This window comes from Sphingopyxis sp. CCNWLW2 (assembly GCF_037095755.1).
Classification (GTDB): domain Bacteria; phylum Pseudomonadota; class Alphaproteobacteria; order Sphingomonadales; family Sphingomonadaceae; genus Sphingopyxis.
Window position 1 is genome coordinate 1,287,852 of record NZ_JBAWKJ010000001.1, and the last position, 19,811, is coordinate 1,307,662.

13 protein-coding genes are annotated in these 19,811 nt (G+C 65.5%); 11 read left to right on the plus strand and 2 right to left on the minus strand.

Annotation, left to right across the window (positions count from 1 at the left end; all coding sequences use genetic code 11):
• The 4 genes from V8J55_RS06085 to V8J55_RS06100 are packed head-to-tail and all read left to right on the plus strand — an operon-like array spanning position 1 to position 6,891.
• Positions 1-2,232, plus strand: a complete 2,232-nt coding sequence (locus tag V8J55_RS06085) for a TonB-dependent receptor (RefSeq protein WP_336444770.1) — start codon at positions 1-3, stop codon at positions 2,230-2,232.
• Positions 2,233-2,246: 14 nt separating this feature from the next.
• Positions 2,247-3,656 carry an aldehyde dehydrogenase family protein gene (locus V8J55_RS06090; RefSeq protein WP_336444771.1) on the plus strand — a complete coding sequence of 470 codons (1,410 nt, stop codon included), beginning with the start codon at positions 2,247-2,249 and terminating at the stop codon, positions 3,654-3,656.
• Entirely contained in the window at positions 3,653-5,245 is a 1,593-nt protein-coding gene (locus tag V8J55_RS06095) for an AMP-binding protein (RefSeq protein WP_336444772.1), read from the plus strand. Before V8J55_RS06090 ends, V8J55_RS06095 begins: the two co-directional genes overlap by 4 nt.
• A complete protein-coding gene (locus V8J55_RS06100; protein ID WP_336444773.1) occupies positions 5,242-6,891 on the plus strand; it encodes an AMP-binding protein in 1,650 nt (549 codons plus the stop codon). The genes V8J55_RS06095 and V8J55_RS06100 overlap by 4 nt, the downstream gene beginning before the upstream one ends.
• A 118-nt stretch (positions 6,892-7,009) precedes the next feature.
• On the opposite strand, the gene V8J55_RS06105 is transcribed toward V8J55_RS06100, so the two are convergent.
• Positions 7,010-8,428, minus strand: a complete 1,419-nt coding sequence (locus tag V8J55_RS06105; protein WP_336444774.1) for an NAD(P)-binding domain-containing protein — start codon at positions 8,426-8,428, stop codon at positions 7,010-7,012.
• A 321-nt stretch (positions 8,429-8,749) separates the two neighbouring features.
• Here V8J55_RS06105 and V8J55_RS06110 point away from each other — a divergent pair, with 321 nt between their 5' ends.
• From V8J55_RS06110 to V8J55_RS06145, 7 genes are all read left to right on the plus strand, one after another.
• Positions 8,750-9,643: a hypothetical protein gene (locus tag V8J55_RS06110; RefSeq protein WP_336444775.1), complete on the plus strand. Its 894-nt coding sequence runs from the start codon at positions 8,750-8,752 to the stop codon at positions 9,641-9,643.
• Positions 9,643-11,250: a cytochrome C gene (locus V8J55_RS06115; protein ID WP_336444776.1), complete on the plus strand. Its 1,608-nt coding sequence runs from the start codon at positions 9,643-9,645 to the stop codon at positions 11,248-11,250. Before V8J55_RS06110 ends, V8J55_RS06115 begins: the two co-directional genes overlap by 1 nt.
• Complete coding sequence (locus tag V8J55_RS06120) at positions 11,247-11,714, plus strand: hypothetical protein (RefSeq protein WP_336444777.1); 468 nt, start codon at positions 11,247-11,249, stop codon at positions 11,712-11,714. Before V8J55_RS06115 ends, V8J55_RS06120 begins: the two co-directional genes overlap by 4 nt.
• On the plus strand, positions 11,711-13,867 hold the full coding sequence (locus V8J55_RS06125; RefSeq protein ID WP_336444778.1) for a tetratricopeptide repeat protein: 2,157 nt from the start codon (positions 11,711-11,713) through the stop codon (positions 13,865-13,867). The genes V8J55_RS06120 and V8J55_RS06125 overlap by 4 nt, the downstream gene beginning before the upstream one ends.
• A 756-nt stretch (positions 13,868-14,623) precedes the next feature.
• Entirely contained in the window at positions 14,624-15,820 is a 1,197-nt protein-coding gene (locus V8J55_RS06135) for a CoA transferase (protein ID WP_336444779.1), read from the plus strand.
• Between the two features lie 18 nt (positions 15,821-15,838).
• Positions 15,839-17,053, plus strand: coding sequence for an acetyl-CoA C-acetyltransferase (locus V8J55_RS06140; RefSeq protein ID WP_336444780.1), 1,215 nt, complete (start codon positions 15,839-15,841; stop codon positions 17,051-17,053).
• Between the two features lie 2 nt (positions 17,054-17,055).
• Positions 17,056-18,648, plus strand: coding sequence for an acyl-CoA dehydrogenase family protein (locus V8J55_RS06145; protein WP_336444781.1), 1,593 nt, complete (start codon positions 17,056-17,058; stop codon positions 18,646-18,648).
• Here V8J55_RS06145 and V8J55_RS06150 read toward each other — a convergent pair.
• Complete coding sequence (locus tag V8J55_RS06150) at positions 18,645-19,808, minus strand: alginate lyase family protein (RefSeq protein WP_336444782.1); 1,164 nt, start codon at positions 19,806-19,808, stop codon at positions 18,645-18,647. The genes V8J55_RS06145 and V8J55_RS06150 overlap by 4 nt on opposite strands.
• Between the last annotated feature and the right edge of the window lie 3 nt (positions 19,809-19,811).

Below are 19,811 nucleotides of genomic sequence, written 5' to 3' on the forward strand. Positions count from 1 at the left end.
ATGACCAAGGGAACCACGCGAAGCGCTGCTCGTCCGATGCTTGCGCTCCTGCTGGCGGGTGTATCGGCGCCCGCGCTCGCGCAGGAAGCAGCCGCTCCAACCGCCACCGATGCCGCGGCCGCCGAAACGGTCGATGGCACCGACATTGTCGTCACCGCGCAGAAACGATCCGAACGCTTGCAGGACGTCCCGATCGCGGTCAGCGCCATCGGCGGGGATTCGCTAGAGCGGCAGCGCGTGACGCAGGCCGACGAACTTGCGGGCAAGATCGTCAACCTCCAGCTCACCTCGACGGTCGGCGACAATACGCCGATCTTCGCGCTGCGCGGCGTGTCGATGTCCGACTACAGCCTCAACCAGGCGAGTCCGGTCGCGATCTATTATGACGAGGTCTACAAGGGCAATTTCGCCTTCCTCGGCGTTGCGATGTACGACCTTGAGCGCGTCGAGGTGCTGCGCGGGCCGCAGGGAACGCTCTATGGCAAGAACACCACGGGCGGCGCGGTCAACCTGATCAGCCGGACGCCGGTGCTCGGCGATACCGAGGGCTATCTGAACCTCGGCTATGGCAATTACGATCGCTACGAAGCCAATGGCGCCCTGAGCGTGCCGCTCGGCGAGACGGTGGCGGCGCGCGTCGCCTTCACCTTTGCGCGCGCCGATGGCTGGTTCAAGAACCAGCTTCCCGGCGAGCCCGATCTTGCGAGCGTGCGCGAATATGGCGTGCGTGGATCGCTGCTATTCGAGCCGAGCGACGGTGCGCGGTTCGTGTTGCGTGCGTCGACCAGTTACCAGAATCCGCGCAATTATGGCATTTATGCCCAGCCCGAAGCGGTGAACCGGCCGGGACTCGGGCGGCGCGAGATCGAGGCGAACGTCACCGACCGCCGCCGCGCGCGCACCTGGTCGGTCTCGCTGAGCGGCACGGTCGACCTCTCCGACACGCTCGCGATCACCAGCGTCACCTCGTGGGACAAGGGGCGGCTGGCTTTCTATGAGGACACCGACGGCAACGCGACCGAGCTGCTCGAAATCCCCTATACCGACCGCGCGACGCAATTCGCGCAGGATCTGCGCCTGACCAGCGATTTCGGGGGACCGTTCAACTTCATTCTCGGCGCCTATTTCAACCGCGAGAAAGTCTATAACGAGACGACGTTCGAGATCGGCAAGGATATAGATTCCGACGGGCTGCCGGGGGTCACCGACGCCGATTGCGCGATCGGCTTCCCCTTGGGCTGCCTGTTCCGCAACAGCTTCGACCAGGTCAAGAAGAGCTATGCCGTCTATTCGGACATGAGTTTCGAGCTTACGGACCAGCTCACCTTGCGTGGCGGCATCCGCTTCACGCACGACAAGGGCACGCAGAGCAATTTCGAGGCCAACGCCTTCGGTCCCAACGGGGTGCTGGTGATGAACCTGATCCCGCCGTCGCGGCTCGCCTACAGCACCGAAAATCTGTCGGGCAAGATCGGCGCCGATTTCAAGATCAACCCCGATGTGATGGTCTATGGCAATTACAGCCGCGGTTACCGCGCGCCGAGCTTCAACGCGCAGGCCTTTTTCGATCCGTCCGAACTGTCGGTCGCGAAAGCTGAAAAGATCGACGCATTCGAGCTAGGCCTCAAGAGCCAGTTCGCCGACCGCCGCGTCACGCTCAACATGGCGGCGTTCCACTATACCTACAGCAACCAGCAGTTCATCAATATCGATCCCGCGACCGCGGCGCAGACTTTGCTCAATATCCCGCGCTCGCGGATTCTGGGAGGCGAGGCCGAGCTGACCGTCCGCGCGACCGACATGGTGACGCTGCGCGGCGGCCTTGGCCTGCTCGATACGAAGATCAAGCGCGGCACCGTCAGCGGCGCCGATGTCAGCGGCAATCGGCTGTCGAACGCGCCCAAGCTGACCTTCACGGGCGGCTTTGACGTCACCGCGATGGACAACAGCAGCGGCAAGCTGAGCCTGCACGGCGACATCAACTATTCGTCGAGCCAATATTTCGAGGTGCTCAACATCGCCCGACTGCGGCAGGATAGCTACGTCCTCCTCGCCGGGCATATCGACTGGGAATCGGCCGACGGGCGCTGGACGGCATCGGTGTGGGGCAAGAACCTTACCAATAAATTCTACTTCACCTCGCGCGTCGACCTGCTCGCGGGCTTCGGTTTCGACTATAACCATGTCGGGACTCCGCGAACCTATGGCGTGACCGTGGGCGTCAAATTCTGACCGGGAGAGAAGCGATGTCCGACTATAAGATGCTGATCGGCGGACGGCTGGTCGACGGCGACCACGCGATGGACGTCATCAACCCCGCGACCGAGGAGATATTCGCCACCGTAGCGCGGGCGTCGGAGCGGCAGGCTGACGAAGCGATCGAGGCCGCTGCGGCGGCTTTCCCCGGATGGGCCGAAACCCCGATGGCCGAGCGGCAAGCGAAGGTCAGCCAGCTGGCCGATGCGATCGTCGCGAATGCCGACCGGTTCGCGCGCGCGCTGACGCAGGAACAGGGCAAGCCGCTCGCCGAGGCGCAGGGTGAGATCGCGTGGGCCGAAGGTTATCTTCGCCACTATGCGACGCTCGAGATCGCCGAGCGGACGATCCAGGACGATGCGAGCGGGCTGATTCAGGTGCGCCGGAAGCCGCTCGGCGTTGTCGCGGGCATCATCGCGTGGAACTTCCCGCTGCTCGTCGCCTGCTGGAAGATCGGCCCCGCGGTGATCGCGGGCAACAGTATCGTGCTCAAGCCTGCGCCGACGACGCCGGTGACGGCGCTGATGCTCGGCGAACTCTGCCACGACATCTTCCCAGCCGGGGTGGTAAACATCATCACCGACGCCAATGACCTTGGCGGTTATCTCACCGCCGACCCGCGCATCGCCAAGGTCGGCTTCACCGGATCGACCGCAACGGGCAAGAAGATCATGGCGAGCGCCGCCGACGGGCTCAAGCGGCTGACGCTCGAACTCGGCGGCAACGACCCTGGGATCGTGCTCGACGATGTCGATGTGCGCGCCACCGCGCAGGGGATTTTCAACGCCGCTTTCCTCAATTGCGGACAGGTGTGCCTCGCGATCAAGCGCGCCTATGTCCACGACAGCATCTATGATGCGATGTGCGACGAACTGGCGCGGCTCGCCGAGGCGGCGGTGGTCGACGACGGGCTGGCGCAGGGCGCGCAGATCGGGCCGATTCAGAACAAGGCACAATATGAAAAGGTGAAGGCCTTCCTCGACAGCGCGCGCAAGGACGGCACGATCGTCGCGGGCGGCGAGATCATCGACCGCGCGGGCTATTTCCTGCGCCCGACGATCGTCCGCGACGTCACTGACGGCCATGAAATCGTCGACGAGGAACAGTTCGGCCCGATCCTGCCGGTGATCCGCTTTTCGGACGTCGACGATGTCGTCGCGCGCGCCAATGCGTCGCCCTATGGCCTCGGCGCGTCGGTGTGGTCGCGCGATATCGATCGCGCGCTGGCGGTCGCGAACCGGATCGAGAGTGGATCGGTGTGGGTGAACCAGCATGTCGCGATCGGCCCGCATATTCCGATGGCGGGCGTCAAGTCCTCGGGGCTCGGCGTCGAGCAGTCGGAGGAGGGGCTTGCCGAATATACGCAATTGTCGGTGATCAACGTGGCGCGCGGCGGATGAGCGAGGCTTTCGACTGGAATCCGCCGGCGCACTATAATTTCGCGCGCGACGCGATTGACCGGCTGGCGCGTGAAAGGCCGCATGATCGCGCGATGCTGTGGACCGATGCGGCGGGGACGGTCGTCGACCGCAGCTTCGCCGAGCTGTCGGAACATAGCGCGCGCGCTGCCGCGGTGTTGAAGGCGGCGGGGGTCGGGCGCGGCGACACGGTGCTGATCCTGATGTCGCGCGAGATCGAATGGTGGGAACTGATGCTCGCGTGCTTGCGGCTTGGCGCGATCGCCTCGCCGGGGACGGTGCAGCTCACGCCGAAGGACATCGCCTATCGCTGCGAGGCGGCCGACGCGCGCTGCATCGTCGCCGGCGTCGACGTCGCGCCGCGCGTCGACGAAACACCGGTCGATGCCGCGATCCCGCTCATTCATGTCGGCGGCGCCCGTCCGGGCTGGATCGATTATACGCAAGCCAAGTCGGCCATCGAGCCGCTGCCGGACATTGCCGATACCGCGTTCGACGACCCCGCGCTCTGCTATTTCACCAGCGGCACGACGGGCCAGCCGAAGATGACGATCCACGGCGCGGGCTATCCGCTCGCGCACGAGATTACCGGGCGCTTCTGGCTCGACCTTGGTCCCGGCGACCTGCACTGGAACATGTCGGACACCGGCTGGGCGAAGGCGGCGTGGAGCAGCCTGTTCGCGCCGTGGCTGATGGGCGCCGCGATCTTCGTCAACCATGCGCCGGGGTTCGACCCTGCCGCTGCGATGGACCTGCTCGAACGCCACCCGGTGACGACATTGTGCGCCCCTCCGACCGCCTATCGCATGTTCGTGCGTGCCGATTTGGGCGGCCGGAGCTTCCCCCGGCTTCGCCACTGCGTCAGCGCGGGCGAGCCGCTCAATCCCGAGGTGATCGACCTGTGGAAGAAAGCGACCGGGCTCGATATCCACGATGGTTACGGGCAGACCGAAACGGTGCTGCTCTGCTGCAATCGCGCGGGTGCGGCGCGGCAGGGCGCGATGGGGCGGCCGACGCCCGGCATCGATCTCGCGGTGATCGGGCACGACGGCGCGATATTGCCGCCGGACGAGGAGGGCGACATTGCGCTGCGGGTCGGCGAAGAACGTCCGCCCGGCCTGTTTCTCGGCTATCGCGGCGACCCTGACCGCACCGCGAGCGTGTTCCGCGATGGCTGGTATCTGACCGGCGATCGCGCGACGGTCGATGCCGACGGCTTTTTCTGGTTCGTCGGGCGCGCTGACGATGTCATCCTCTCGTCGGGTTATCGTATCGGGCCGTTCGAGGTCGAAAGTGTGCTGTTCGAGCATGAGGCGGTCGCGGAGAGCGCCGTGGTCGCCAGCCCCGATCCGACGCGCGGCGAAGTCGTGAAAGCCTTCATCGTCCTGGCGGCGGGGCACAGTCCGTCGGACGCGCTCGCCAAGGCGTTGCAGGACCATGTGAAGGCGGCGACCGCGCCCTATAAATATCCGCGCCGCATCGAGTTTGTGAGCAGCCTGCCCAAGACGGTCAGCGGTAAGATCCGGCGTAAGGAATTACGCGACAATGAGTTCAAGAAGGCGGATGCATGATCGACAGTTTCGTTCGCGGTGACACGAGCGGTTCGCTGATCGAGATGACGATCGGCGACTGTTTCGACCGCACCGCCGCGCGCCATCCCGATGGCGAGGCGCTGGTCGTCCGGCATCAGGATGTGCGCTGGACCTGGCGCGAGCTCAGGGCGCGGGTCGATGCGGTGGCGGCGGGGCTGATCGCGCGCGGGCTGAAACCCGGTGACCGGGTGGGCATCTGGGCGCCCAATTGCGCCGAATGGGTGATCGTCCAGTTCGCGACCGCAAAGGCGGGGCTGATCCTCGTCAACATCAACCCGGCGTATCGCATCGCCGAGGTCGAATATGCGCTACGCAAGGTCGGCTGCGCGGCGCTGATCCTCGCGGCCTCGCACAAGAGCAGCGACTATGTCGCGATGATCGGTGAACTCGCGCCCGAGCTTGCGGCATCGGCGCCCGGCATGCTCAAGACGGCGCGGCTTCCGGACCTGCGCCTCGTCGTCGTGCTCGGCGAGGCAGAACATGGGGGCTGCCTGCCGTTCGCGGCGCTCGCGAGCGCGGACACCGCCGTGCTTTCGGACATCCGGCTCGATCCCGGCATGGCGGTCAACATCCAGTTCACCAGCGGCACCACTGGCTTTCCGAAGGGCGCGACGCTGTCGCACCGCAGCATCCTCAACAATGGCGCCTTCGTCGGCGCGCGTATCGGTCTCTCGATCGCCGACCGGCTGTGCATCCCGGTGCCGCTCTATCATTGCTTCGGCATGGTGATGGGCAATCTGGCGTGCATGGTTCACGGTGCGACGATGGTCTATCCGGCCGAGGCCTTCGACCCGCAGGCAGTGCTGGAAGCGGTCGAGGCCGAGCGTTGCACCGCGCTCTATGGCGTGCCGACGATGTTCATCGCGGCGCTCCAGCACCCCGAATTCGACCGCTTCGACCTGTCGTCGTTGCGCACCGGGATCATGGCGGGGTCGCCGTGCCCAATGGCGGTGATGCGCGAAGTGATCGAGCGGATGCACATGGCGGAGGTCACGATCGCCTATGGCATGACCGAGACCAGCCCGGTCAGCTTCCAGAGCGATACCGACGATCCGCTCGACCTCCGCGTGTCGACGGTCGGGCGCGTTCAGCCGCACCTCGAGGTCAAGCTGATCGACCTTGCGGGCGAGGTCGTGCCGGGTGGGCAGACGGGCGAGCTTTGCACGCGCGGCTATTCGGTGATGCTGGGTTATTGGGACGACGCCGAGCGCACCGCCGATGCGATCGACGACGACGGGTGGATGCATACCGGTGACCTCGCGGTGATCGACGCGGCGGGCTATTGCCGGATCGTGGGGCGGATCAAGGATATGGTGATCCGCGGCGGTGAGAATATCTACCCGCGCGAGATCGAGGAATTTCTGATGGGCCACCCCGACATCGCCGACGTGCAGGGCGTCGGTATTCCCGACGAGAAATATGGCGAGGAATTATGCGTCTGGATCATTCCGCGCGCCGGGGTCGAGCTCAGCGAGGGCGACGTGCGCGCGCACTGCCGGGGCCGTATCGCCCACTATAAGATTCCGCGCCACATCCTGTTTGTCGACGCCTTTCCGATGACGGTGACCGGAAAGGTACAGAAGTTCGCGATGCGCGAGCGCACGCTGGAATTGCTGAATGGCTGACGGATCGCATCCGGTTTGAGGGGTGCCTGCTTCGCGCCTTGTCAGCCGTTCGGGCCATTGAAGACTGGGACCTCAAAGCGAAGGCTGGACAACATATGCCCTCAAGACATGGGGAGCATCAGGCGGCTTGCAGATTTGCCTCCTTGGCCGCATTTGCCGGATCGATCGTGACGCCGGGACCGGCCGTACCGAACCTGCGCTCCACGCGAATGCCCATCGATTGCAGGAAGGCGGTGGACAACTCGCCGCCAGCGCAAATGATGACATCGTCGTTCGGCAGGTCGAGCAGTTCGGCGTGATGCCGGAGCGCGATGGCGCCATGTCGCACCTCCTCCATGGACGATTGCAGATAGAGCGTGACACGGCCCGCTGCCACGGCGGCGGCGATCGCGTCGCGATTCTGCCTTCGCGTCCGGCTAAAAGCCTCCCGCCGATAGGAAAGGGCGACCTCGGTGCCTGGCTGCTCGGCCAGCGCGACAGCGGCCTCGATCGCGCTGTCGCCCCCGCCGACGACCAGCACGCGCCGGCCAGCATATTGCGCCGGGTCGGTCAGGCGATAGACGACCTTGCTCCGCTCCTCGCCCGGCACGCCCAGCTTGCGCGGGGTTCCGCGCCGGCCGATCGCCAGCAGCACCCGCCGGGCGCGATACACGCCGTGCGCTGTTCTGACCGTAAAGCCCCGGTTGCCGGGCGTGACATCCACCACTCTTTCGTTGCAACGGATATGCAGCCCGGTCCGCTCGATGACATCCTGCCATATCCCCAGCAACGCTTCCTTGCGGATTTCGCGGAAGCGGAGTTCCCCGAAGAGCGGCAGTTTTACCGGTGCGGTCATAATCAGCTTGTTGCGCGGGAAATGCGCTACGGTTCCGCCCAGACTATCTTGCTCGACCGTTTCGAAACGCAGGCCGAGTTCCATCGCCCGCAGGCTGGCGGCAATACCCGCCGGGCCCGCGCCGACGATCATCAGGTCGAGCATGTCGTCCGCATCATCGGCTTCGTTCGCGGCGGCGATCGCGTCGACAGCCTCGGTCCCCTGCTTCACGGCGTTGCGGATCAGCCCCATGCCGCCGATCTCGCCGGCGAGATAGATACCGGGGACATTGGTTTCGAAATCGGGGCTGACGAACGGGATGTCGATGCCGCGCGTGGCCGTGCCGAAGACCAGCGACAGTGCGTCGGCCGGGCATGCCTGCTGACAGGCGCCGTGCCCGATGCAGCGGGTCGGGTCGATGAGCGTGGCTTTCCCTTCCAAGAGGCCGAGCACGTCGCCTTCGGGGCACGCCAGCACACATGCCGAGCAGCCGATGCATTTGGCGGTGTCGATGACGGGGTGGAGCGAATTGGGCTCGGTCAGCCCGGCGTCGCGCGCATCTTCCAATATGGTGTGACTTTTGCGCTCGATGGCGCGGTGCCGCGCCCAATAGCTCAGCCAGATGGGCAATGCCGGGAGCGCGTAGGCGAGCGCCGCCGTGTCAAACGGCAGTCTTGGTAACGCCGCGAGGGCGTCGGCGAAAACCGCCGGGTCAAAGGGCATTGCGACTCCATCATATGTCTGCGGATTTTTCCGCTATTTCCCCCTCTGGATGCCCTCCGCGGCCCTAAGAGCCGTCATTGCCACAAGAGGAAAGACCCCCTGCGCTCGGCGGTGCGGCATTCGCGTCGATGGGAGGTTCAAGCCGCGTCTCTGTTCGGCGCTCGGGGCGGCGAGCGATATGGATTTTACCGCGCTCAGTTCTCTCGAAATCAATGTTCAAAATCTGGAAGGAGTAGGCCAAATTATATAGATAGACTAATAATTTGTCATGCCGAAGAGGGAGGTCTAGCCTAGTAAACATGCCCTAGAGGGTGGACCAAAATGGAGTCGGAACAGCTCACTCTCGCAGCCAGAGAGGCGTCGGCACCCCAAGGGAAAGCAATTGTTTCTTTTGAAACAGTTTTTTCCTTCCTTATTTTATTGTTCATACCCGCCGCCATCTTGTGGGGTTGGTGGCATCGCGCGGAATTGCCGACGCCCGAGGATGGCCTTGGTTATGCGCTCGGGATCATCGGCGTGACGATGATGGCCATCCTTATGATCTATCCGCTCCGCAAAAGGCTGACCGGAGCAACATGGATGGGATCGGTCGGCACCTGGTTTCGCATCCACATGCTGCTTGGCCTGCTCGGGCCGCTGGTCATTCTTTACCACGCGCGCTTTACATGGGCGGCGACGAACAGCGGTGTCGCGCTGCTTGCCTTGCTGGTGGTCGTCGCAAGCGGGCTTTTCGGGCGCTTTCTATATGTCCATATCCATCGCGGATATTCGCAGCGAAAGCTGGAAGTTCGCGATTTTCTCGACGAACTTGGCGAATCGCGGCTCCTGCTCAACGCCGATGGCGACGCCGGTCACCTTATCGTCGGCTATCTTCGCGAGCTTGAGCGGCACGCCCTGGAAAAGCGGTCCAACCTGCTTCATGGCGCGTTCGCGGTGTTTTCCATCACGGTCCGCACATGGCTGTTCGCCTGGCGCCTTCGAGGTGTCGTGCGCACCGAACTGGCCCGGGAAGCTTCGCTTCCGGGCCGGCGGGCGACGACCGACAGCCAGGCGTTGATCGATCACCTGACGCGCTATCTGCAATCGATCCGTGACGTCGGCGGGTTCGCCTTCTACGACCGCCTGTTCCGGGCCTGGCATTATCTGCACGTACCGCTGTTCCTGTTCCTCGCGATGACCGTGGCGCTGCACGTCCTCGCCGTCCATATGTACTGATGTCGCGGACCTCGGTCCTTGTCGGCGCGCTCGTGCTGCTGGCGATGATCGGGGGACTGCTCGCGTTGCGCCCGACGCTGGAGCGGCTGGTCAGTCCCGGCCCGCTGCGCCCCGCGCATGCGAAGATCGAGGCGCGCTGCGGCGCCTGCCATTATTCCTTCACCCCGTCGGCCGAGAATGGCAAGTGCAAGGCTTGCCATGCGGGCGTCGCCAACGATGTTCGCCTGCGCACCGGCTTTCACGGTCGCACGCCATCGGCCGCGAAACAGCAATGCCGTGCCTGCCATCTCGAGCATCAGGGCGCCGTCCAGTTCGCCGCGAACCTTAAGGGCACCGGCTTCGACCATGGCAAGACCGATTTTCCCATCCACGGCAAGCATCGCGGTGTCGCCTGCGCGAACTGCCACAAGTCCGGAATGAAGTTTCGTGCCGCGCCCGCCGCCTGCGTTGCCTGCCATGTCAAAGACGACGTTCATCAAACCCGTTTCGGCAAGAATTGCGCCAGCTGCCACAGCGAAAGCGGCTGGAAGATCATCCATAAGTTCGATCACGCGGCGACCGGTTTTCAATTGGTCGGCGCGCATCAGACGACCGCTTGCGCCGATTGCCATGTCGCCAATCGCTTCGCCGGAACGCCGAAACAATGCGTCGCCTGCCATCTGGCGGACGATGTCCACGAGGGGCGCAACGGCACCGACTGTGCCAGCTGCCACACCCCGCTGAGCTGGAAAGGCGCCCTGTTCGACCATGGACGGACGCGTTTTCCGCTCGTCGGCCAGCATCGCACGGTCCCCTGCACCGCCTGCCACGGCGCCCGGAACGAGCGGCTGCGTCCGCCGATGCAGTGCGCCGCCTGTCACCGCAAAGACGATGTCCATAAGGGCGTCAACGGCAGCAACTGCGCGACCTGCCACTCGCCAGCGAGCTGGAAAGGCGCGTTTTTCGATCACAACAAGGCGACGCGTTTTCCGCTGCTCGGGGCGCACAAGCGGGTGCGCTGCGCCACCTGCCACGTCAAACCCGTGCACAGCTTCAAACCATCGCGCGAATGCGCCGGGTGCCATGTCCGCCAGGATCCCCATCAGGGCAAGCTGGGACGAAATTGCGCGGCGTGCCACTCGCAGGACCGCTGGCGGCCGGCGCCGGGCTTTCATCATGCTGCGACGCGCTTTCCGCTGACCGGCGCCCACAGCCGCGTCGCGTGCGCCGATTGTCACCGGAATATGCAATATCGCGCCGCAGGTGTCACATGCGCCAGTTGCCACGCCGACATCGCGCACAAGGGCCGGTTCGGCACGCCAGCGAGGTGCGAGACATGCCACACGACCGCGCGCTGGACCGGCGCGCGGTTTAACCATGATCGCACGGGTTTTTCGCTGACCGGCCGCCATGCCCGGCTCGCCTGCAACAGCTGCCACACCAGGCCGGCGGCGACCGCGCGGCTGCCGGTGGGCTGTTACGGCTGCCACAAGGCCGACGATCATCACGAAGGCCGTTTCGGCACGAAATGCGAAACCTGCCATGTCGGGGGCGACAGCTTCAAGACGGTGCGCGTCCCCGCGAACGCGCGCCGCCATCCGGATTTCGACGGGAGGCACCTGCGATGATCAAAGCCTGGATCGCCCTGCTGGGCTGTTTCCTTGTCGGCGCGCTGGCCGCCGCGGCGACGTCCGATCCGCCGCCGATCAAGGTCATCGACCGCTATGACCATATCTCGACGGGGTTCGTGCTCGACGGGCGGCATGCCGAAATCGGCTGCGACACCTGCCACGCCAAGGCGGTGTTCCGCGGCACGCCGCGCATCTGCGCCGCCTGTCACAACAACGTCCGCGCCGAGGGCAAGACATTTCGCCACATCCCCACGACCGATGCGTGCGAAAGCTGCCATACCACCAAGGACTGGCTGACCGCGCGGTTCGACCACAGCGGCGTCGTGACCAATTGCGTCAGTTGCCACAATAATTTCCAGGCGCCCGGCAAGACCGCCAACCACCCGCCGACCAGCAATCAATGCCAGGATTGCCACCGGGCGATCCATTGGAACCAGCTGTTGCCGGGAGCGGCGCCATGAGCGCGCATGCCGCCTTTGAAGCCTTGCTCAAGATCGCGCTCGCGCTGTTACTGCTGTTTTGGGCGAGCCATGCCGGGGCAGAGCGCGGCAGCGACAAGGTGTTGGCCGACGCAAGCGCGGCGGGCACCATCGACTGCCCGACCGTGACGATCCATTTCACGGGCCCGATCCGTTACAGCGGCGCGGCCCCGACCGACCAGGGAATGGACGTGCGGTTGCGGGTCGAGATGGTGCAGCGCGGCGCGCGTCCCGATCGCGATTTCCTGCCCGTGCCCGATGGCACGCCGCTGGTCCGTTCGATCGTCTATGAAGCCGACGCCGTCGGCGGGCCGGTGCTGACGATCGGTTTTCGCACGCTCACCCGCTTCGAAATCGCCCTGGGGCATGACTCGCAAAGCCTTGTGCTGTCGCTGCGCAACATCGCCCTTCAAGGCGGCTGCCCGGTCGAACCGGCTGCGGACGGCGCTGTTGCGCCGCTGGACGACGACGAATTGCGCCGTCTCCAGATGGTGGCCGAAGAGGCGGTGGCGGCGGGTCAATATGAAGCGGCCGGCGCCGCGCTCGACCGCATCCTTGGCCAAGGCGACACCGATTATGCACCGCGCGCGCTGGAACTCAGCGGCATGATCCACGAACGTCGCGGCGAACGCGGGCCGGCGCGGCTGCGCTATGAGGAATATCTGCGGCGTTTTACGGGCTCGCCGGGCGCCGATCGGGTCGGGCAGCGGCTGGCGGCGCTGGGCCGGGACGGCGGGGGCGAGCCCGCACGGCCGAGCGTGGACGGGCGCGAATGGCGCACCACCTTCTCGGGCGGTCTTTCGCAATTTTATTCGCGCGATACCAGCCGCAATGTTTTCGTCGATGCGCGCCGGCCCGATCCGATCGAGGAGATCGACCGGCGCGTCAACATCGACCAGTTGCTGACCGCGATCGACATCAACATGGCGGCGACCAACGGCGAGACCCGGTTCAGCGCGCGCGCCGCCGGCAGCTATACGCTCGATTGGCGGCCGGTCACGCTTGTCGGCTCCTCGCGCAGTTCGGGCGACGACACCCAGCGCATCGCCGCGCTGTACGTCGATGTCCAGCATTATCGCCTTGGCCTTTCGGCGCGGATCGGGCGGCAGTCGCTGTTCGGTTCGGGCGTGTTCGGCCGGTTCGACGGCATCCGTGCGGGATGGGAGATCGATCCGTCGTGGACGCTCCACGCGCAGGCGGGGCGCCCGGTCTTTTCGACCCGCACCGACCGGATCGAGCGGGACCGACGTTTCTACGGTTTCACGCTGGGCTATGCGCCGCGCGACAAGCCGTTCGAGCTCAATGCTTATTGGTTCGATCAAAAAAGCGGCGGGCTGACCGACCGACAGGCGGTCGGCGTTGAGGCGCGCTATAGCACGCCGGGGGTCGCTTTGTGGGGGCTGGTCGACTTCGACGTCGGCTTTGGCAAGCTCAGCCATGCCTTCCTGAACGCCACCGTGCCGCTGCGGGGCGGCGGCAGTCTGGGCGTGCAGTTCGACCAGCAATATTATCCCCAACTCTCGCTCAGCAACAGCGTGATCGGCCAGTCGGTGCACCGCCTCGGCGAGCTCAAGCAGCTGTTCACGCGCCAGATGCTGGAACAATGGGCGCGCGATCGATCGGCACGAACGCGCAGCCTGTCGGTGGTTTATACCCAGCCGCTGACACCCAAATGGCAGGCCAATCTCGACCTCATCCTGTCGCGTACCGGCAGCATCCCGGCATCGGGCGGGGTCGATGCGGTCGCGGTCAGCGGCACCGAAATTTATCTGGGCGCGCAGATGACGGGCAACGGCATCGTCAGGAAAGGCGACACGCTCATCTTTGGGCTGCGCCATGCGCGGACGGCCCGTTTCAACATCATTTCGTTCGATTCGGCGGCGCGCTTCCCCGTGGGGCGGGTCAGCGTCGAGCCGCGATTCCGCTTCGCGCGGCGCACCGATCGCTTTGGCCCGGGCCACCAAAATGCCTATCGCCCCAGCCTGCGCGTCACTTACGCCGCGTCGACGAAGGTGGCGCTGGACGCCGAAATCGGCTTCACCTTCCTCGACCAGCGATGGTCCGACGCGGCGTTCGTCGGCAAAAGCGAAGAGCGCGCGACGATCTTGAACCTTGGCTATCGTGTTTCGTTCTAGCGTCGACGGACGATTATGCGCGATGGCAGGCGATCATAGGCCGGCCGGCGTCCGCTTCTCACGAACTGCCCAGAAACCGACAGTCCGCTACCGGTCAATGAAGGTGATCCGCGAACGCCGATTCACGCCAATCTGTGACGCAGCCTAGCAGTTGCCTTTAACTCCATCGGCACAGTCTGCAGCGGATTCAACGTCTTTTCCAGCACCTTCAACTGTGTTGCAAGCAGACAGGATCAACAGCGATCCGCTAATTGCGAAAATTGTCAGAAGCTTTTTCATTCTCTCTCTCCGACCGCGAGGGCGAACCACCCTCCATTTGAGTTTCCATATTTTGACAACAGCTGTTCGCAACGATCGTTCCGTTGCATCGGCGTCACGCTGGCCGAAGCGTTCAAAATGATCGCCAGGCTGGGGGAGAATGAAAAGATCGGATGATATATCTGCGCTTGTCCGACGTGAATATCCGGATGCCGAAACCCGGCACTTCGTCGCTTTCGCGAAAGCGGTGCGTAAGCCACAGGGCTTATTCTTGGCGGGATCCGGGTTGGCATTGGCGGAGTTGATTTTTATCTTTTCGGAGTAATATTAGTGGTTTAGGTAAGAAAGGCAGGCTCTGGCATTGAATGGCATAGCCTGTTAGTACCCCCTCCGAAGGCGGAGGCCGGGGGTTCGAATCCCTTTGGATGCGCCAGATAGCTTCCTGCGGCCGTTGAGGCCGGGGATTTCGCGAGAGGCTCTCGGGGGGATTGGCGCCGGATGTACGACCTGCTGGCCGGCCTGTCGGTGATCGAAGCTTCGTCCTTTGTCGCCTCTCCGACCGCCGGGCTTTATTGCGCGCAAATGGGCGCCGAGGTGATCCGCGTCGATCAGATCGGCGGCGGCCCCGATTTTCGCCGCTGGCCGGTGACCGACGCCAATGATTCGCTCTATTGGGAAAATCTGAACCGCGCGAAAAAGTCGGTCGCGCTCGATCTGGCGCGGCCCGAGGGGCGTGAATTGCTCCAGGCGCTGGTGCGCGCGACGGGGCAGTTCGTCACCAATTTTCCGGTCGGGGGCTTCCTGTCGCACGATGCGCTGGCCGAAGGGCGGCCCGACCTCATCACCATCCGCGTGATGGGCTGGGCCGACGGGTCGCCCGCGCTCGACTATACGGTGAACAACAGCGTCGGTTATCCGATGCTGACCGGCGCGGGCCCCGAACCGGTCAATCATGTGCTGCCGGCGTGGGATCTGCTGACGGGCGCCTATGCCGCCTTTGCGCTGCTCGCGGCGATCCAGCGGCGCAGCGTGACCGGCGAGGGCGGCGAGGTGCGCCTGCCGCTGTCCGACGTCGCGATCGGGACCGTCGCCAATCTCGGCGGGGTCGCCGAAATGCTCTATTCGGGTGCGAACCGCCCGCGCCTCGGCAACGCCGTTTACGGCCTGTTCGGGCGCGATTTTGTCACGGCGGACGGCCAGCGAACGATGATTGTCGTGGTCACGCCGCGCCAATGGGCCAATCTGGTCGCCGCCCTAGGGCTCAATGAGGCGATCGCGGCAATTGAAGTCGCGCGCGGCGTGTCGTTCGCGACCGACGACGGGTTGCGTTTCACGCATCGCGATGCGCTCTATCCGCTGTTCGAGGCGGCTATCGCAAGCCGCGATCATGCCGATCTCGCCGCCGCCTTCGACGCGGGCGGCATCGTTCATTCGCCTTACCGCACGATGCACGACGCGGTGCAGGACCCGGCGCTGGTCGGCGACAATCCGATCTTCGGGCACGCCGACAATCCTAGCGGATTCGCCTATCCCGCGGCGGGCGCCTTTGCGACATTGCCGCAGCAGGAACGCCAGCCGCCGCGTGCCGCGCCGCGCAACGGGCAGCATAGCGAGGAAATCCTGAGCGAGCGCCTGTCGCTTTCCTCGGGCGAGCTTGCCCGGCTGATCGATGCCGGTATCGTCGGTATCGCCTGACCATGGAGAAATGAAGACATGACCCTGCGCCGCGCCGCCATCGTCGCCCCGATCCGCACCGCCGTCGGCAAGTTCGGGGGCAGCTTGTCCTCGATGACCGCGGGCGAATTGGGGGCGGTCATCCTGAAGGCGTTGGTCGAACGGACGAAGATCGATCCTGCGCGCGTCGACGACGTCGTTTTCAGCCAAGGTTACGGCAATGGCGAGGCGCCGAGCATCGGCCACTGGTCGTGGCTCGCCGCGGGGCTGCCGCTCGAAGTGCCGGGGTACCAGCTCGATCGCCGCTGCGGGTCGGGGCTGCAGGCGGTGATCAATGCCGCGATGATGGTCCAGACGGGGATGTCCGATGTCGTCGTCGCGGGCGGGGTCGAATCGATGTCGAACGTCGAACATTACAGCACCGACATCCGCAAGGGCGTGCGCGCGGGCAATTTGACTTTGCACGACCGGCTGACGCGCGGGCGGCTGATGTCGCAGCCGGTCGAGCGCTTCGGCGTCATTTCGGGCATGATCGAGACCGCCGAAAATCTGGCGAAGGATTATGATGTCGGCCGCGAGGCGTGCGACGCCTACGCCGTCCGCAGCCACCAGCGCGCCGCCGCGGCCTGGGCGAACGGGCTGTTCGACGATGAGCTGGTGCCGGTGTCGGTGCCGCAAAAGAAGGGCGATCCAATCGTCTTTGCGCACGACGAAGGCTACCGCGCCGACGCGACGCTGGAAACGCTCGGCAAGTTGCGCCCGCTCGAAGGCGGCGTCGTCACCGCGGGCAATGCGAGCCAGCAGAATGACGCCGCGGCGGCATGCCTTGTCGTCGCTGAGGACAAGCTCGAAGAACTCGAGCTTGAGCCGATTGCCTGGTATCACAGCTCGGCCGCCGCGGGCTGCGATCCGAGCCGGATGGGCATCGGGCCGGTGCCCGCGGTCGAGCGGCTGTTCGCACGCAGCGGGCTTGGCTGGGACGATATCGACCTTGTCGAACTCAACGAAGCCTTCGCTCCGCAGGTGCTTGCGGTGCTCAAGGGCTGGGGCTGGTCGGACGACGACAGCCGGAACGAGATCCTCAACGTCAACGGCTCGGGCATCTCGCTCGGCCACCCGATCGGCGCGACGGGTGGGCGCATCCTCGCGAACCTGACGCGCGAACTGGTGCGCCGCGACGGCCGTTACGGGCTCGAGACGATGTGCATCGGCGGCGGGCAGGGCATCGCCGCGATCTTCGAGCGCGCCGCCTGAGCATGGCCGATTTGCGCGAGGTGCTGACGGCGGCGCAGGCCTATCGCGCCGCGGCCGAGGCGGGGCTTGCCGAACGGCTGGCGCAGGCGCCGATCGATCGCGAGCAGCGTGCAGCGCATGGCTTTGCGTGGGTCGCGACGACGGTGGCGGCGCTCGAAGCGGTCCTGAGCTGGTGCGAGTCCGGCCGGGACTCGAACCTGCTCGATGCCAAAATCGCCACGCTCGCCTTTGCCGAGGGGATCGGCCAGCTCGTCGGCGGGTTGCCGATGGGGCAGAATGAGATTTTCCGCCCGGCCGACCTCGGGCTGGGTGCCGAAGCGCGCGCGCTCGCCGATGCCTGTGCTGACCTGCTCGACGCCGACCATGCCGCGGTGCGCGCCGACGTCGCGATGGCGCTCGCCGACGGCCATTGGCCCAGCGAGACGTTGCACGACGCCGATCTCGATTCGATCCGCGACCAGTTCCGCCGCTTTACCGATGCCGAGATCGTTCCGCACGCGCACGGCTGGCATCTCGCGAACGCGCTGATCCCCGACGACACCGTGCAGGCGATGGCCGACCTCGGCACCTTTGGCGTATGCATACCCGAGGAGTTTGGCGGGCTCGGGCTTTCGAAGCTCGTGATGTGCATCGTCACCGAGGAATTGTCGCGCGGCTGGATCGGCGCGGGGTCGCTCGGCACGCGGTCGGAGATCGCGGGCGAGCTGATCGCGACGGGCGGCACCGACGCGCAAAAGGCCGAATGGCTGCCGCGGATCGCGAGCGGTGCGATATTGCCGACCGCGGTGTTCACCGAACCCGATGTCGGATCGGACCTCGGCTCGCTCCAGACGCGCGCGCGCCGCGACGGCGATGGGTGGGTGATCGACGGTGCGAAGACCTGGATCACCCATGCCGCGCGCTCGGACCTGATGACGCTGCTCGCGCGCACCGTGCCCGACGCGAAGGGCTATGCCGGGCTGTCGATGCTGCTCGTCCCCAAGCCGCGCGGGAGCGAGGCCGAACCTTTCCCCGCCGCCGGGATGAGCGGGAGCGAGATCGAGGTTCTCGGCTATCGCGGGATGCGCGAATATGCGCTGCAGTTCGACGCGATGACGGCGCCCGCCGATGCGCTGCTCGGCGGCGAGGAGGGGCAGGGGTTCAAGCAGCTCATGCGCACCTTCGAAGGCGCGCGTATCCAGACCGCCGCGCGCGCGGTCGGGGTCGCGCGGCGCGCGCTCGAGCTCGGGCTGGGCTATGCGCTGAACCGCAAGCAGTTCGGCAAGGCGATCGTCAACTTCCCGCGCGTCGCCGACAAGCTCGCGATGAGCCTTGTCGATTTCGTCGCCGCGCGGGAATTGAGCTATGCCGCGGCGCGCGCGAAGGACAGCGGCAAGCGCTGCGATATCGAGGCGGGCATGGCGAAGCTGCTCGCCGCGCGCGCCGCCTGGTCGAACGCCGACGCAAGCCTGCAGATCCACGGCGGCAACGGCTATGCGCTCGAATATGAGATCAGCCGCGTGCTCTGCGACGCGCGCATCCTCAATATCTTCGAGGGCGCGGCCGAGATTCAGGCGCAGGTGATCGCGCGCGGGCTGGTCGGCGGGCGCAACTAGAGCCAGAGCAGGGGCTGGCGGACGGGGAAATTGCGCACGACCTCGCCGATCACCGGATCGGGGTTTAGGCGCTGCCAGAGATCCAGCCAGTCGCTGCGTTTCTGCGCGAGGCCGCCGAAGAGCAGGCTGGGCTGGCGCACCGGGAAGCCGTTCCAATATTCGACGTCGGGCGGCAGCGGCCATTTCGTCTTGTCCGCGATGAACGGCGCCATCCACGCGATCGCGCCGCCGATCGAGCGGCCGTCGGGCGTTTTCCAGCCGATCAGGTTGCTGCCGCCAAGCAGCCACGCCGAGGAGGCGAGGACATCGAGATTGAAGAGTGCATAGGCATAGGGCTTGGTGCGCGCGAGTTCGAGCGGCTGGCGGCCGTCGGGTTCGATCTGCGCCGGGATGATCACGGTTTGGAGCCGGCCCCGCGCATCCCTGAGCACGTCGTCACGACCGAGCAATGCGGCGAAAGACGCCGCCTGCAGCAGCCAGCAGCTACCGTGGTTGTTCTTCTCGTCGCGTTCGGTGGTGCCGAAGGGTGAGGTGGTGAGCCAGTTCAGATAGTCGGCGAACCAACCCTCGACGCCGGCGCGGATCGCCGCATAGCCGGGTGCATCGCGCTTTGCGAACAGCGCGGCGGCGCGTGCGACCTCGATGATCTGCAGCGTGTCGATCACGCCGATCGCACGGCCGCTGTTCACGCCGATGATCGCCTGCGCATGGTCGAGGTTCGGGTTCATCCGCGTCGTCGGGTTGACGAACCAGGCGTGGAGATGGTGCATCGCCGCTTCGGCAAAGCGCGCCTTGCCGGTGAGGTCCCACAGGGCTGCGAGCGCCGGAACGGTGCGGCCGAAGGCGATCAGCGCGTCGCGATGGCCGTCGAACTTGTCGGGGTTCGAGCGGCCGTCGCGGCGCACATAGGCGCCGCCGGGGTTCGCCGGATCGGGCCACCAATAATCGCCCTCCGAATAATAATCCCGCGGACCCGCGGGGCTGCGCGGCGCGGGGATGACGGCGATCGTGCGCGGTTCGGCACCGAGCAGCGCCGCGGCTTGCGGAAGCAGGCGGCGGCGCTCGATCGCGCGGATGTCGAGTGCGCCGACCCGCGGGCGCCCCCATGCTGCGGGTGCTGCCAGCAGTGCGGTAAGGAGCAGGGAGCGGCGTGCGATCATTGG

What these genes read in the sequence shown, in the direction of transcription:
- V8J55_RS06125 (WP_336444778.1), top strand. Translation starts at nt 11,711, where the DNA reads ATGAGCGCGCATGCCGCCTTTGAAGCCTTGCTCAAGATCGCGCTCGCG.
- V8J55_RS06110 (WP_336444775.1), top strand. Translation starts at nt 8,750, where the DNA reads ATGGAGTCGGAACAGCTCACTCTCGCAGCCAGAGAGGCGTCGGCACCC.
- V8J55_RS06085 (WP_336444770.1), top strand. Translation starts at nt 1, where the DNA reads ATGACCAAGGGAACCACGCGAAGCGCTGCTCGTCCGATGCTTGCGCTC.
- V8J55_RS06100 (WP_336444773.1), top strand. Translation starts at nt 5,242, where the DNA reads ATGATCGACAGTTTCGTTCGCGGTGACACGAGCGGTTCGCTGATCGAG.
- V8J55_RS06120 (WP_336444777.1), top strand. Translation starts at nt 11,247, where the DNA reads ATGATCAAAGCCTGGATCGCCCTGCTGGGCTGTTTCCTTGTCGGCGCG.
- V8J55_RS06105 (WP_336444774.1), bottom strand. Translation starts at nt 8,428, where the DNA reads ATGCCCTTTGACCCGGCGGTTTTCGCCGACGCCCTCGCGGCGTTACCA.
- V8J55_RS06090 (WP_336444771.1), top strand. Translation starts at nt 2,247, where the DNA reads ATGTCCGACTATAAGATGCTGATCGGCGGACGGCTGGTCGACGGCGAC.
- V8J55_RS06135 (WP_336444779.1), top strand. Translation starts at nt 14,624, where the DNA reads ATGTACGACCTGCTGGCCGGCCTGTCGGTGATCGAAGCTTCGTCCTTT.
- V8J55_RS06095 (WP_336444772.1), top strand. Translation starts at nt 3,653, where the DNA reads ATGAGCGAGGCTTTCGACTGGAATCCGCCGGCGCACTATAATTTCGCG.
- V8J55_RS06115 (WP_336444776.1), top strand. Translation starts at nt 9,643, where the DNA reads ATGTCGCGGACCTCGGTCCTTGTCGGCGCGCTCGTGCTGCTGGCGATG.
- V8J55_RS06150 (WP_336444782.1), bottom strand. Translation starts at nt 19,808, where the DNA reads ATGATCGCACGCCGCTCCCTGCTCCTTACCGCACTGCTGGCAGCACCC.
- V8J55_RS06145 (WP_336444781.1), top strand. Translation starts at nt 17,056, where the DNA reads ATGGCCGATTTGCGCGAGGTGCTGACGGCGGCGCAGGCCTATCGCGCC.
- V8J55_RS06140 (WP_336444780.1), top strand. Translation starts at nt 15,839, where the DNA reads ATGACCCTGCGCCGCGCCGCCATCGTCGCCCCGATCCGCACCGCCGTC.